Raw genomic sequence first — 13,986 nt, forward strand, 5'->3', positions numbered from 1 at the left:
CGCGGCGAGCGCGGTGGCCAGGCTGGCCTCGAAAAAATCGGGCAGCTCACCCAAGTCGGCGGGCGAAGCCGAAGCCGTGCGCCGGGAGCTGCACGGCCTGCCCCTCGAACACGGCTGAGGACGAGGGCACATCGAGGCCTTCGACCGGCGCCGACAGATCAAAGTGCCGCACGCTGTCGCCCATGTTGAACAAGCAGATCCAGGCCTCGTCACCCAGCCGCCGCTCGTACATGAGCAAGGTTTCATCGTGGTACAGGGTGCGCATGCTGCCCTCGATCAGCAAGGGCTGATCCTGACGCCATGCGAGAAAACGTCGATAGATGTTCAGCATTGAATCTGGAACCGGATCCTGGGCCGCGACCGACAGCGCGAGGTGCCGGTCCGCCAGCGGCAACCAGGGCTGCTCGCGGCTGAAGCCGCCGTGCGGGTCCGCGTCGTGCCACGGCATGGGCGTGCGGCAGCCGTCACGGCCCTTGAATTCGGGCCAGAAGCGAATGCCGTAGGGATCGACCAATTGCTCGAATTGCAGCTCGGCCTCGTCCAGCCCCAGCTCCTCGCCCTGATAAAGGCACACGCTGCCGCGCATGCTCAGCAGCATCGCCATGAACATGCGACCACGGGCGTGATCGGGCTGGTTGCCCAGCGCCCACCGACTCATCACCCGGACGACGTCGTGATTGCCAATCGACCAGCACGGCCAGCCCTCGGCCAGCTCACGCTCGACGCAATCGATGGTGTGGCGCAGGAACGCCGGGCTGCATTGCTCGGTGAGCAGGTCGAACGAATAAGCCATGTGCAGCGCCTCGCTGCCTCCGGTATAGGCGGCCATGGTGCGCAACGAGTGATCGCAGCCGATTTCCGCCACCGTGGCGCTGCCGGGGTAGCGCTCCAGCAACTGCCGGATTCGCCGCAAGAAGCCCAGGTTCTCCGGTTGCGTCTTGTCGTAGAGATGCTTCTGGAACGCATAGGGGTTGTCGGCACGCACCCCGATGCTGCCTTCGCGAATGTCATGGTTGGGCGGGTTGTCACGCAGCGCCTGGTCATGGAAGTAGAAATTCGCGGCATCCAGCCGAAAGCCGTCTACACCGAGCTGCAACCAGAACTCCATGTCGTCGAGTAGCTGTTGCTGCACGGCTTCGCAGTGGAAATTCAGGTCCGGTTGGCTGGAGAGGAAATTGTGCAGGTAATACTGCTTGCGCCGGCTGTCCCAGGTCCACGCCGGGCCGCCGAACACCGACAGCCAGTTGTTCGGCACCGTGCCGTCCTCCTTTGGGTCGGCCCAGACATACCAATCCGCCTTCGGGTTGTCGCGGCTCGACCGGCTTTCCTTGAACCAGGCGTGTTGGTCGGAGGAATGGTTGAGCACCTGGTCGATGAGGATGCGCATGCCACGCGCGTGAGCAGTCTCGATCAGGTGCTTGAAGTCATCGAGCGTGCCGAACAGCGGGTCGACGCCGCGGTAGTCCGCCACGTCGTAACCGAAGTCCTTCATCGGCGAGGTGAAGAACGGGGATAGCCAGATGGCATCGACATTAAGGCTGGCGATGTAGTCGATCTTCTCGACCACGCCGCGCAGGTCACCAACGCCGTCGCCGTTGCTGTCGTAAAAGCTGCGCGGATAGACCTGGTAGATGACGCCACCGCGCCACCAGTCGTTGCGATTCATAGACCACCCCTTGGGTTCGTGGGAACAACAGGCCGCCACTCTAGGCGTGGCAGCCGGTCGCAACATCCTCCCGACCCGACTTAGCCGAGGCGTATCTGGCGGGCGTAGCCGAGCCACTTGGCCGGGGCGTAGTACGGCTGGCTGCACGCCGTGGCGGTGTGGTCGCTGGAGTGATTGCACGCAGAACCTGCTCATCCAGTAAGGCGTAGCAGCGATCGTGCTCGCTACTCAGCGGAGACCGCCGATGAACGGCAGGCGATACGCCATGGAAACGTCACCCCGCAAGCGCACCGACACTTATCTGTCACGCAGCGGTTATAGGATCGGTTGCGTTCCAAGACTGATCCCCGAAGTAGCTGCCGCCCTGCTCGACCCGGTGCAGCCAGTCAGGAGCGACACCGCACCCACCTTCCATGGAGAGACGACATGTTCAAGTGCAAGCCCCTCGCAGCCGCCATCATCGCGATCATGGCTACCCAGGCGTACGCCGACGACAACAGCGCAGAACAGAACCAGTCGGGCGCCGACAACGTGGCCGAAGTGACCCAAACCGGCGGCCAGGACAACCTGTCCTACCAGTCGCAGATCGGTGCCAACAATGACGGTATGGTCACCCAGACCAACGCGAACCTGTCCGACGCGCTCCAGACCCAGGCGGGCACCGGGAACCTGGCCGATCTCGTCCAGACCGGCACGCAGCAGAGCGAGGCAATCCAGGAACAGTACGGCGACGAAAACGACGCGAGCATCGTGCAGAACGACTCGTTCGGCGCCAGCGCAGCCCAGTACCAGGATGGCAATAACAACCTGGCGCTGACCGAGCAGACCGCGGCGGACCTCAGCAGCACGGTCATCGACCAGGCTGGCAACGGCAACTTCGCCGAATCCATCCAGGAGAACACCGAATCCAGCGTATCCGAGCAGCGCCAAACGGGTGACGAGAACGTCTCGCTGGTCTGGCAGGACGGTGGCGCCCGCAACGACGCATTGGTCGACCAGCAGGGCAACTTCAACGACGCGACCATCTACCAGGTGGGCGCCTTCGATTCGAGCGCCAATATCACCCAGCAGGGCGATTCGCAGGTCGCTTCGATCAGCCAGGAAGGCTCCGAACACACCGCCACCATCGAGTCGAACGGCCTGTCCAACGAGGCCTATATCGACCAGAGCGGCTCGCTGCAGACCGCCTCGATTTACCAGGACGGCACCTCCAACAGCGCCGACGTGTTCCAGGCAGGGGATAGCAACAGCGCCTCCATCAACCAAGCCGGCGACAACAACTACGTCGTTGTCGACCAACTCGCAGGTAGCCAGAACAGCGCTACGCTGGAGCAGGCCGGACAGTACAACGAAGCCTACGTAACACAGGAAGGCACCAGGCAAAGCGTCGACTTCCTGCAGGATGGAAGCGACAACCTGCTCACCGCCCAGCAGACCGGCAACGGCAACGAGCTCAGCGGTTCGAGCTACGGCGACAACAACCTGGTCGACGTCGTGCAGAACGGCGATCTCAACGTTGCCGACATCCAGCAGATCTATGGGTCGAACAACGAAGTCAGCCTGATGCAAAGCGGCGAAGGCCAGCTAGCACAGGTGCTCCAGGGCGGCGACGCCAACCGGGCCGTGCTCGACCAGAGCGGCATGGGCAACTCGGCCATCGTTTCGCAGATGGGCTCGGGCAACCTCGCCACCGTGACTCAGCAGTAAGCAGCACCGGCAGCCGGCCCTGCGCCGGCTGCCGCTTCCCTCTCTAACGCACGACTCGCACGCCAGCTAGCGGCTACGTGCCGGGTTGCCCATCACGGTCGCGCCTGCCGCGACGTCTCGCGTTACCACACTACCCGCCCCGATCACGGCGCCATCGCCGACGGTCACACCCGGCAGGATGATCGCGCCGCCGCCAATCCACACGTGCTCGCCGATCAGCACCGGGCGACCAAATTCCAGCCCGCTGCGCCGCCCCTCGGCATCGCGTGGATGATCCGCGGCGTATATCTGCACGGCTGGCCCAATCTGAGTGCCAGCCCCAATGCGAACCTCGGCCACGTCGAGGATGACGCAGTTGAAGTTGAGGAACACCTCGTCGCCCAGATGAATGTTGTAGCCGTAGTCGCAGTGAAACGGCGGGCGGATCACGGCGCCCTGCCCCACGCTGCCGAACAGCTCGGCCAGCAGTCCCCGGCGAACCGCAGGCGTTTCCGCGAGCGCCGCGTTGTAGCGCACCATCCAGGCCTTCGCATGGGCCTGGTCGGCCTGCAGCTCGGGGTCACCCGGGCGGTACAGCTCGCCGGCCAGCATCTTTTGTTTCTCGGTCAAGGTCATCGCGGACTCCGGTGGGCGGATGGTTCAGGTTTTGACCCTAGCGGCGATATCGCTCGGGCCCGCTCATTCACCCTGAATCTTGCTCAACAGGCTACGCGCCAATTGCACGGCCTCGTTGCGGTGAGTGATGTTGAGCTTTTGATAAAGGCTGCGGATGTGCGTCTTGATGGTGGTCGGCGCCACGTTGAGGTGCTCGGCGATCTGCTCGTTGGACTGCCCCGCGTGGATCAGGCTCAGCACCTGCCACTCACGCCGCGTGAGGGGTGAATGGCGGATCAGTTCAGGCACGTCCGGGCGGTTGATGATGTCCTGGATCACGGCTTCGTCGAGTGTGATACGGATCGCCCGGCTGAAATCGCGCTGCTGCTGCGCCAGTTGGATCAGGCGGTCGGCCCGCTGCGCCTCGAGCTCGTCGAGCCTGCGTTCGTGCTGCAATGCCTTGAGCATGGCGATGAGCAGTTTGCCGACGCGCAGGAAACTGCCGATCGCCCCCGTGCTGCTGGCCAGGGTGAGCGCCAATTGCAGGTGATCGAGCGCCTGCTGACGCTCTTCGCGCAGCCAGTGCAGATGAGCCAGCAGAATGTGGTTGCGGTTGAGGTCCATCACCAGGCCATGCTGCTCGGCATCGACCTGCAGCTGACGCAGGATTGGCAGCGCCTTGTCCGGCTGTTTCAGCGACAGATAGGCCCGCGCATGGTTACGCGCGTTGTACTGGGCGAAATGGTTGCGGCCCCGCTCCAGCGCAGGTGCAGTGAGCAGCCACTGCTGAATGGCCGCTTTGTCCTGCGTCGAATCCCAGTAGCTGAGCATGGCGGCATGGGCGTTGGCGAGCCAGTCGACGTGGTAGCGGTCATCAGCGAGCATGCTCTGAAGCTTGCCAATGTAGTCGGCACAGGCGCTCTGCTGGCCGCGGGCGTGGGCGATGCCAGCGAGTAGCGCGTAGCACTGCAGGCGCCAGCGCTCGCCGACGTCCTCGAGAATCTGGATACCCTGCAGCGCGCACTGTTCGGCAGCGTCCAGATGATGCCATTCGAGCAGCACCTGCCCGCGCACGCGGTAGATGAATTCCATGATTGGCGTGGCCCGCAGCTCAGCCTGCTCGACATACTGGATCGCACGTTCCTGCAGCGAGTAAGCCTTCTGCAGATAGCCTTGCGCGATGGCGATCTCGGACAGCTGGCCGAGGTTCCAGACCACCAGGTGCGAGGCGCGTATCTCGCGCGCGCGCCGTTCAGCTTCCTCGTATTGCTTCTGCGCCTGCGGCAACAGGCCCTGGACGAAATGCGCCTCGGCCATCCCGGACAGTGCCGCGACCTTCGAGGTCCGCATGATCAACGGCTCGCGCGCCAGCGCCTCGCGGGCCAGGGCGATGGCTTGCTGCTCGTCGCCCCGGTTCATCGCCACTTGCGCACGCACGGCATTGAATTCGCCAACGATGCGCGCCCAATCCTCGTCTGAACAGCTGTGCTGGAGGGTTCGCTCGCTGGCCTCGAACCAACGCTCGACCTGATCGTACTGGTAGGAATTCTGAGAAACCCAGGCTTGCAGCAAGGTCAGCAGCGGCGAACCGGCGATGACCGCCTCGGGGAGTGTTTCCAGGCATTGCTGCAGCAACCCCAGGCGACCTTGACGGTAGAACTGCCGACCGTGCCGCTCGAGCACCTCGCCGACGCGGCTCGGGCAGCCCGCCAGCACCGCATGGCGTGCGGCCTCCTCCGGCAGGTTCTCGGCCATCAGCGCCTCGGCGGCGCGCTGATGCAGTTCGGACAACCGCTGCGGCTGACGCATGCGCAGCTCGCCCTGCAAAAACGTCGCGAACAATGGGTGGTAGGCATACCACTGGTGCAGGCCGTCCTGCGGCTGGACGAACAACCCGTCACGCTCCAGTTGCTCGAGCATCTCGCGGGCATTGCAACCCTGGGTCAGGCGATCGGCCAGCGGCGCGTTGAAGCGCTCCAGCAGGCAGGTCGCCTGAAGGAACTCCAACGTTTCGGGCGCCAACTCGGCGACGACCTGTTCTCGCATGTAGTCGCGCACATGGGGATGACCCAATTGCAGGTGTTCGAGAAACAGGTCCATACCGCGGCCGGTCTGCACTTCCTGCAAGGCCAGCTGCAGCGCACAGGGCCAGCCACCGATGCGCCGGTTGAGGCGTTCGACCTGCTCACGGTTGATCGGTACCGGCAGGCCGAGGTCGAGCAGCGCCTGCACTTCATCCGTCTCGAACGCCATCTGTTGAGCATCGACCACCAGCAACTGGTGCTTGACGCGCAAGTCTGCGAGACCCAGGCCCGGCTGGCCGCGGCTGCATACCAACAGCGTTAGCCAGCCGGGCATGTGGCGAAGAAAGAAACGCAACGCGCCAATCACCGATGCATCGTGCAGCGCCTCGAAATCATCCAGCACCAGCAGCAGCGGTTCGTGCTCGGTCGGCAACTCGGCCAGTAGGTGCGTCAGCAGCGTTTCGAAAGGCAGGCTGCCCTGCCCCGCGAGCAAAAGGCTGCGCGGGCAACCGTGCTCGAGTCGCGCGTCCAGCGCGTGCAGCAGATAACGGCCCAGCTGCTGCGGATCGTTATCCGCCGGGTGCAACTGCAACCAGGCGACGCGCCCGTCGAACGCCTGCGCCCACTGGCAGGCCAGGGTGGTCTTGCCGAAGCCACTGGGCGCCTGCAACACCGCCAGGCGTACCTCGCCCAGGAGCAAAAACCACTCGTCCAGCCGCGGGCGCGCCAGCAGACCGCGCGGCAGCGAAGGGGCTTTCAACCTGGCCGGTATCAACGGCAAGGGGGCGGGCCGTATGGCGTTCATGATCCTGTCTCCTCTTCCTTGATCGTTCGAGGCTCCTCAGCCCTTGACGCCGCCTGCGGTCAGCCCACCGACGATCCAACGCTGGCAGTAGAGAAACACCAGCGTGATCGGCAAGCCGGACAGCACCGCCGCCGCGGCAAAGTCGCCCCAGAGGTAGTTCTGGTCGTACAGGTATTGCTGCGCGCCGACCGACAGCGTGAGCTTGTCTACATCCATCAGCAGGACGGAGGCAATCGGGTACTCGGTGATGCTGGCGATGAACGCGAGGATGAACACTACGGCGAGAATCGGCACACTCATCGGCAGGAGGATATGCACGAAGGCCTGCCACGTGGTTGCGCCATCGACGATGGCGGCTTCCTCCAGCGACCGGTCGATGCTTTCGAAGTAACCCTTGATCGTCCAGATGTGCAGCGCCATGCCGCCCAGCGAGGCGACGATGACCGCGCCGTGGGTATTGATGCCCAGCCAGCCGACATGTTTGCCGAGCTGGTCGAACAGCGCATAGATCGCCACCAGTGTGAGCACCGGCGGAAACATCTGAAAGATCAGCATGCCTTTTAGGATCGGCGCCTTCCCGCCGAAGCGCAGCCGCGCGAAGGCATAGGCGCTGGTGGTTGAAAGCATCAGGATCAGCAGCGAGCTGATGAGCGCGATCTTGATCGAATTCCACAGCCAGGTGAGGACCGGGAACGGCGGATTGCTGACCGTCCCGTTTTCCTGCTCATAGGGAATGCCCAGCGCCAGCGACCAGTGCTCCAGCGTGGGGTTGTCCGGCAGCAAGCTGCCGGTGGCGAAATTGCCTTCGCGGAACGAGATCGAGACCACCATCAGCAACGGGAACAGGATCAGCGCAACGAACGTCAGCAGCCCGGCATGGGTCAGCCAGATGCGGTACTTGACGGATTTTGGTTGGACCATGGCCATGCAGGCGTCCTCACACGTTCACTTTCGAGAGTTTCAGGTTCAGCCAGGCCATGGCACCGACGACGATGAAAATCAGCGTGGCGATGGCGGCGGCCAGGGCGAAGTTCTGCCCCGAATCCTGGAACGCGATGCGGTAGGTGTAGCTTACCAACAGGTCGGTGGTGCCCGCTGGCGTGGTGGTGCCAAGGATGTCCGGGCCACCGCGGGTCAGCAGCGTGATCAGTACAAAGTTATTGAAGTTGAAGGCGAAGCTTGCGATCAGCAGCGGCGCCAGGGGTTTGATCAGCAACGGCAGCGTGATCTGCAGCAGGTTGTCCAGCGGCGTCGCGCCGTCCATGGCCGAGGCTTCGTAAAGATCACGCGGGATCGCCTGCAGCAAGCCCATGCACAGCAGCAGCATGTAGGGGTAACCCAGCCAGGTATTGACGATGAGCACCATGGTGCGTGCCAGCGTCGGGTCACTGAACCAGTCGGGCCGTACACCGAACAGGCTGTCGAGCATCAGGTTTATCTCGCCGAAGCTCTGGTTGAACAGCCCCTTGAACACCAGGATCGAGATAAACGCCGGCACGGCGTACGGCAGGATCAGCATCAGCCGGTAGAAGGCTTTGCCGCGCACCATCTCCCACTGCAGCAGACTGGCAAGCACCAGCCCGACGGCCAGCGTGAAAACCACCGTCAACCCGGCGAAGCAGACCGTCCAGACAAAGATCTGCAGAAACGGACCGCGGATCTTCGGATCGGTCAGTACCTTGGCGAAATTGCTCCAGCCAGCGTAGACGGTGTAACCCGGTGCGACCGGCTGGCCGTCCGCGTCGATGTAGAAGCCGATCTCGTCGTTCGCGGTCAGGCGTTCGCCGGTCTGGTTATTGATCAGCGAACCGTCGTCCTGCAGGCGGTACAGCGGTTCGACCGCAGCGACTTCGCGCAGGCCATACAGGCGCAGTAATTGGCCGTCATCAGCACGCATCACCCACTGTTCGAGTGCCTTGCGCTGGCGAATAACGTCGCGCAGTGGCAAGGCCTCGCCCAAATCGGCGACCTCCGTTTCCGGGCTCATCGGCAGCGGTTCGCCCTCCACCGGCTCGCCGGCCAGCGGTGCGGACACCCACAGCCCCCGCTCGCCGCGATCCACGCGCAGGCGCATCTCGCCGCCGTCGTTCTGGTGCAGGCTGAAGGCGTGGCGCTCGCCGGCTACGTAGGTCTGGCCGAGGTGATAACGCTGCGCCTGCTCGAAGCTCAGCAAGTTGGTGCCGCTGTAGTTAGTAAAGCCGATGCCCACGGTGTAGAGCAGCGGAAAGATCACGAAGATCAGCATCCCCGCCACGGAGGGAAAAATGTAGCGATGGGCATAGGCCCGGCGGCTGATGAAGACGAAACTGGCAATCCCCGCGACCACCAGCCCGAGCAGCGCGAATACCGTCTGGCCTTGCGCATAGAGCGCGACGATCAGGTACAGCGCAAAGGCGTTGCAGAGCAGCCACAGGCCCCAGCGCATCATGGCAGGCAAGCGTGGTAGGGAAAGCCTGGGCACGGCGCGGCCGGGCACCTCGGCGGAAACATTCACGACGGACATCGGAATCTGAGCCTCAGGGCGCGCAGCCGCGGACGCAGGCGTCGACGGCTGCGGTTCGTTGCGGGACGAGTTATTTGACGATGCGTTTGGCGGCGTCATCCAGGGCGGCATCCACGGTTTGACGACCGGAGGTGATGTTGGTCAGCGCCGCTTCCATGGCCGACCAGAACACACCCATCTGCGGAATATTCGGCATCGGGCGACCCTGCTCGGCGCTGTCGAACGTGGCCTTGATCAGCGGGTCATCCGCCAACTCAGCCATGTACGCCTCGTTGACGACCGCACCGAGCGGCACGTCCGCGTTAACCGTCTTCAGGCCCTCGGGTTGCAGCAGGTAGTTCTCCAGGAACTCGACGGCGAGCGCCTGGTTGGGGCTGGCGGCGTTCAGGGTCGCGGCCATCACGCCGGAGAAGGGTTTGCTGGCGCCCTCGCCTACGGCAGGAATCGGCGCGACACCGAAGTCGATGCCGCTCTTGCGAATGTTCGACCAGGCCCAGGGGCCGCTGATGAACATTGCCGACTCGCCTTTGTTGAAAGCCGCTTCGGCCGCGCTGTAGTCGGCGCCCTTGGGCATGACGCCTTCGTCTACCAGCCGCTTGAGCATCGCCGCACCCTGCTTGGCGCCAGCGTTGTTGACACCGGTCTGGCTGACGTCATAACCGGTTTCGGTGTCCTTGAACGCATAGCCGCCATTCGCGGCCAGCAGCGCCCAGGTGAAGTAGGTGTTGTTGTAGTCCCAGAGAATGGCGCGCTTGCCGTCCGCAGCGAGGTCCTTATGCATCGCCAGAACCTCCTCGAAGGTCTTCGGCGGCGTCGGCACAAGGGCTTTGTTGTAGATCAGCGCGGGCGCCTCGACCGCCATGGGATAGCCCCACAGCTTGCCGTCATAGCGGACGGCGTCCCAGGCGAAATCGGCAATGGCATCCTTCGCCTCGCTGCTGGGCGTTACCGGGGTGAGCAGGCCACTTTGCGCCCACTCACCGAGGCGGTCGTGAGCCCAGATGAAGATGTCGGGGCCGTTACCGGTAGCGGCGGCCTGCTGAAATTTGTCCGTGGCACCGTCGGGATGCGCCACCTCCACGGGAATGCCGGTTTCCTCGGTGAAGCGCTCGCCCACCTTGGCCAGCCCTTTGTAGCCCTTGTCGCCATTGATCCAGACGACGAGCTTGCCTTCCTCGATGGCCGCCTGAACAGACAGGGGCAGGCTCAGGGTTGCAGAGAGGCCGACGACGGCCGCTGCAAACAGCGTTTTGTTCATTGGGTATTCCCTCGTGGCTTCTTATTGTTGATCCACATCTGCTGCCGGCCGCCAGGGCGGTCCCGCAGTTCCGTCATAGTCGCCCCGTTCGCACCACGCGGCATCCTCCCCGCACAGCGGATGAGGGGCGTAGAAGCGGGGCGTAGTTCACCGCCGCGCGCCGCCCGTCTGCGCCTGCACTTGCCGGTCAAAACAGGCTTGAATGAGCCATGAACCCGCCAAGCCGGAGCCGGACATGCGCCACCTGACGCCCCTTAGTCCCTTAATCCTAGCCCTTTGTTTCGGTGGGCTCGCACCCATCACGTACGGAGCGCCGGAAGTCCCGATACGACTCGATGGTCAGCGGCTGCAACCGGCATGGCAAACATTGACGGACGGCCGTTTCGCGGCCGAACTGGAACTGCCCAAGGGGCACCTGCGCCTGGGGGACGACTCAGGCGATGCGCAGCCGCTCAAGCCCTACCAGCGGCATGACCTGGACGCCCGCAGCCGGTTTGATTTCGTCGTGACGCAGCCCGGGCACTATCGCCTCTTGGTGCAGACCGGTGACGACCCGCACCTGCGCCTGCTGCCGGTCCGAAAGGAGGCTAAAACGCCGGCGCAGCCGAGCTGCAAGCCATGGAACGGCGAGCCGATGACGGTAGAGGTCAACGGTGTATTCGCCGAGGGCCAACTGCTGCGTGACGCTTACGGCGGCGACAGCGCACCGGTACGCGACGGCCAGGTCAGGCTCGCGCCTGCCGCGGACAGTGATGGCTTGCTGCTGATCGAGGCGGTGGATGCGCCTATCAGCCACCCGCATGACTGGCGCAACGCGACTGTCTATTTCGTGCTCACCGACCGCTTCGCCAATGGCGAGCCGGGCAACGATCACAGCTACGGCCGCGCGCCCGATGGCGAGGAGGAGATCGGCACCTTCCACGGCGGTGACCTCAAGGGGCTGACCGGCAAGCTCGACTACCTTGCCGAACTGGGCATCGACGCACTCTGGATCAGTGCGCCATACGAACAGATCCACGGTTGGGTCGGCGGCGGCGACAGGGGCGACTTCCGCCATTACGCCTACCACGGCTATTACGTGCTGGATTACACCGAACTGGACGCCAACATGGGCGAGGAGGGCGACCTGCACGAGCTGATCCGCCAGGCGCACGCACGCGGCATCCGTGTGCTGTTCGACGTTGTGCTCAACCATGCCGGTTATTCCACCCTGGCCGACATGCAAACCTTCGGCTTTGGTGGCCTGCGAGACGGCATGGCGCAGTACCTGCCCGCACGTTGGAGCAACTGGCGACCCGAGCCACACGAGAACCTGCACGCGTACCACAACCTGGTCGACTACGAGCACCCGGCCTGGTCGCACTGGTGGGGCAAGGATTGGGTTCGCGCCGGCATCGCCAACTACCCGACACCACCCAGCGCCCTGGTCGATCCACTAAAGGGCTCGCTGGCCTTCCTTCCAGACTTTCGCACCGAACGCGACGAAACGGTTGGTCTGCCAGGCTTCCTCACGCACAAACAGCCGACGGGCGCCATCGAGCGAGACGGCTATCGGGTGCGCGACTACCTGGCCGAGTGGCTGACGCGCTGGGTGCGCGAATTCGGCGTCGATGGGTTTCGTGCCGATACGGTCAAGCATGTCGAACCTTCGAGCTGGGCCTACCTGCGTCAGCAGGCCGACCAGGCCCGCCGCGACTGGGCCGCCGCCAACCCGCACGACCCGATGGCGGGCCAGCCGTTCTGGATGGTCGGCGAAGTCTTCGGACACGGCCCGCAACCCAGCGACTATCAGGCCAACGGCTTCGACGCGCTGATCAACTTCGCCTTCCAGGACGAAATTGCCGACCTCGCCAGCGACTGCCTGCGCCTGGCCGAACCGGGGTATCGGCAATACGCCGGCCTCCTTGCAGACCACCCCGGCCACAACCTGATGAGCTACGCCTCGTCGCACGACACTCGCCTGTTCAGCGCCCGGCACGATGGCGACCTGCAGCGCCAGCGCGGCCTCGCCAATGCCCTACTGCTAAGCCCCGGCGCCGTGCAGCTGTTCTATGGTGACGAAAGCGCACGGCCGTTCGGCCCGACCGGCTCGGACCCGTTCCAGGGCACCCGTTCGGACATGAACTGGGCTGACCACGCGCGTCCCGAAATCAGCTCCCTGATCAGCCATTGGCAGCGTCTTGGTCAGTTCCGCGCGCGACACCCGGCAATCGGCGCCGGAAGCCACCGGCAACTGTCCGAAGCGCCCTACGCGTTTGCGCGTGAGCACGGCGAGGACAAGGTCATCGTGGTCCAGGGACGCTGATCCGCATGGTCATGACATCCGAACAGCAACGCCACGCCCACCAGCGGGCCTTCATTGCCAGCGGCGCCGAGCTACAGATCGGGACCCCGGCCGACTGCCCCTTGCCGCTTGAACAACTGCTCGCTATCCGCGGTGACGAACCCTGCGTGCAGGAGCGCCACGAGGCAGGGCTCACGGGGGTCGTCTACCGACTCAATGCCGATGGCCGGCAATGGGCACTCAAACGCGCTCGCAGCCGGTGCAGGGTCGAAAACGTGGATGGGCAGACCAGCTTCCTCAACGAGCTGCAGCGGCGTTCAGAACTGCGTGAAGTGCAGCGCGACCGCCCAGACACCGACCCCATTCAGGCGGTCGTGCAGACCCGATACGCCAGCTATCGCCAAGGTGTGTTGCTGTCGCCGTGGGTCGACGGAACGCCAATCGAATGCTGGGGCGAGCGTCAGCTCACGCAGCTGTTCGACACCTTGGTCGCCTTGCTGCTGGCGGGCCTGTTCGAATGGGACCTGTCCCCCGGCAATACCCTCGATGACGGACGGGTACGGCTGTTCGACCTTGGCTATATGTACCGCTTCGATCCACTGCGTGATTTCAACAGCAACGGAACCGCAACGCCCGAATTTCATGCCATCGAGCGTTTCGAAACCCGCCAGTTTTTTGCGCACCTCATGACATTGGAGCACCGGAGCGAAACCCTCGCCCTGGCCGATTTCGAGCAGGAAAAGCGCATCGCCGTCGCGGCCTACCGGGGACTGCGTGAAGCGCTCCGTCGTCGCGGTGCCAGCAGCGAGGTGCTGCACTGGCTCGATGCGATCATCCGTGAATGGCGCAGCGCCCTAGGAGCCGGTCTCGAAGCGCTGTACCTGAAGGAGGCCTGGCGTTCGCATTGGCTAGATTTGAAGGACGACCTTCACGGTCAGACCTGCACCCCATCGACCCTGGCGCGTATTGGCTGGCTGAAACACGTCATCGAGCATCGCTACCGCGATTTGCAGGCGGTGACATCACTCGCCCCGGCAGAACAGATAGGGGCCTATTTGCGAAAAGCGCACCACCTGGCCGCGGGTTGGCAGGTCGACAAAATTTGATCGAAGCGTTCGATTACCGCCCAGCTTCAAAATGTATGC

The 13,986-nt window shown here is 63.9% G+C and carries 9 protein-coding genes; 3 read left to right on the forward strand and 6 right to left on the reverse strand.

The features are described 5' to 3' along the window. Window positions 1-46 precede the first annotated feature (46 nt). On the reverse strand, window positions 47-1,666 hold the full coding sequence (locus M1D78_RS13730) for an alpha-glucosidase (protein ID WP_437420551.1): 1,620 nt from the start codon (window positions 1,664-1,666) through the stop codon (window positions 47-49). 426 nt (window positions 1,667-2,092) lie between these two features. Here M1D78_RS13730 and M1D78_RS13735 point away from each other — a divergent pair, with 426 nt between their 5' ends. Next, the gene (locus M1D78_RS13735) at window positions 2,093-3,373 is read left to right on the forward strand and encodes a hypothetical protein (RefSeq protein ID WP_437420552.1); all 1,281 of its coding nucleotides are present in this window, start codon (window positions 2,093-2,095) and stop codon (window positions 3,371-3,373) included. Between the two features lie 66 nt (window positions 3,374-3,439). Here M1D78_RS13735 and M1D78_RS13740 read toward each other — a convergent pair whose 3' ends face one another. From M1D78_RS13740 to malE, 5 genes are all read right to left on the reverse strand, one after another. Further along, window positions 3,440-3,988, reverse strand: coding sequence for a sugar O-acetyltransferase (locus tag M1D78_RS13740; protein ID WP_437420553.1), 549 nt, complete (start codon window positions 3,986-3,988; stop codon window positions 3,440-3,442). Window positions 3,989-4,051: 63 nt separating this feature from the next. Next, window positions 4,052-6,796 (reverse strand): HTH-type transcriptional regulator MalT, encoded by a 2,745-nt coding sequence (gene malT, locus M1D78_RS13745; protein ID WP_437420554.1) that lies wholly within the window; start codon window positions 6,794-6,796, stop codon window positions 4,052-4,054. A 36-nt stretch (window positions 6,797-6,832) separates the two neighbouring features. Next, window positions 6,833-7,723 (reverse strand): maltose ABC transporter permease MalG, encoded by an 891-nt coding sequence (gene malG, locus M1D78_RS13750; RefSeq protein WP_437420555.1) that lies wholly within the window; start codon window positions 7,721-7,723, stop codon window positions 6,833-6,835. 10 nt (window positions 7,724-7,733) lie between these two features. Then, window positions 7,734-9,299, reverse strand: a complete 1,566-nt coding sequence (gene malF / locus M1D78_RS13755) for a maltose ABC transporter permease MalF (protein ID WP_437420556.1) — start codon at window positions 9,297-9,299, stop codon at window positions 7,734-7,736. 70 nt (window positions 9,300-9,369) lie between these two features. After that, complete coding sequence (malE, locus tag M1D78_RS13760; RefSeq protein WP_437420557.1) at window positions 9,370-10,557, reverse strand: maltose/maltodextrin ABC transporter substrate-binding protein MalE; 1,188 nt, start codon at window positions 10,555-10,557, stop codon at window positions 9,370-9,372. A gap of 235 nt (window positions 10,558-10,792) precedes the next feature. Between malE and M1D78_RS13765 the strand changes: the two genes are divergently transcribed. Further along, window positions 10,793-12,862: an alpha-amylase gene (locus M1D78_RS13765; RefSeq protein ID WP_437421318.1), complete on the forward strand. Its 2,070-nt coding sequence runs from the start codon at window positions 10,793-10,795 to the stop codon at window positions 12,860-12,862. Between the two features lie 11 nt (window positions 12,863-12,873). After that, window positions 12,874-13,947, forward strand: a complete 1,074-nt coding sequence (locus tag M1D78_RS13770; protein ID WP_437421319.1) for a hypothetical protein — start codon at window positions 12,874-12,876, stop codon at window positions 13,945-13,947. Window positions 13,948-13,986 lie beyond the last annotated feature (39 nt).

The organism is Pseudomonas sp. SA195, from assembly GCF_054131565.1.

Coding starts and splice junctions, on each gene's coding strand:
- M1D78_RS13730 (WP_437420551.1), bottom strand. CDS start 1,666: ATGAATCGCAACGACTGGTGGCGCGGTGGCGTCATCTACCAGGTCTAT.
- M1D78_RS13735 (WP_437420552.1), top strand. CDS start 2,093: ATGTTCAAGTGCAAGCCCCTCGCAGCCGCCATCATCGCGATCATGGCT.
- M1D78_RS13740 (WP_437420553.1), bottom strand. CDS start 3,988: ATGACCTTGACCGAGAAACAAAAGATGCTGGCCGGCGAGCTGTACCGC.
- malT (WP_437420554.1), bottom strand. CDS start 6,796: ATGAACGCCATACGGCCCGCCCCCTTGCCGTTGATACCGGCCAGGTTG.
- malG (WP_437420555.1), bottom strand. CDS start 7,723: ATGGCCATGGTCCAACCAAAATCCGTCAAGTACCGCATCTGGCTGACC.
- malF (WP_437420556.1), bottom strand. CDS start 9,299: ATGTCCGTCGTGAATGTTTCCGCCGAGGTGCCCGGCCGCGCCGTGCCC.
- malE (WP_437420557.1), bottom strand. CDS start 10,557: ATGAACAAAACGCTGTTTGCAGCGGCCGTCGTCGGCCTCTCTGCAACC.
- M1D78_RS13765 (WP_437421318.1), top strand. CDS start 10,793: ATGCGCCACCTGACGCCCCTTAGTCCCTTAATCCTAGCCCTTTGTTTC.
- M1D78_RS13770 (WP_437421319.1), top strand. CDS start 12,874: ATGACATCCGAACAGCAACGCCACGCCCACCAGCGGGCCTTCATTGCC.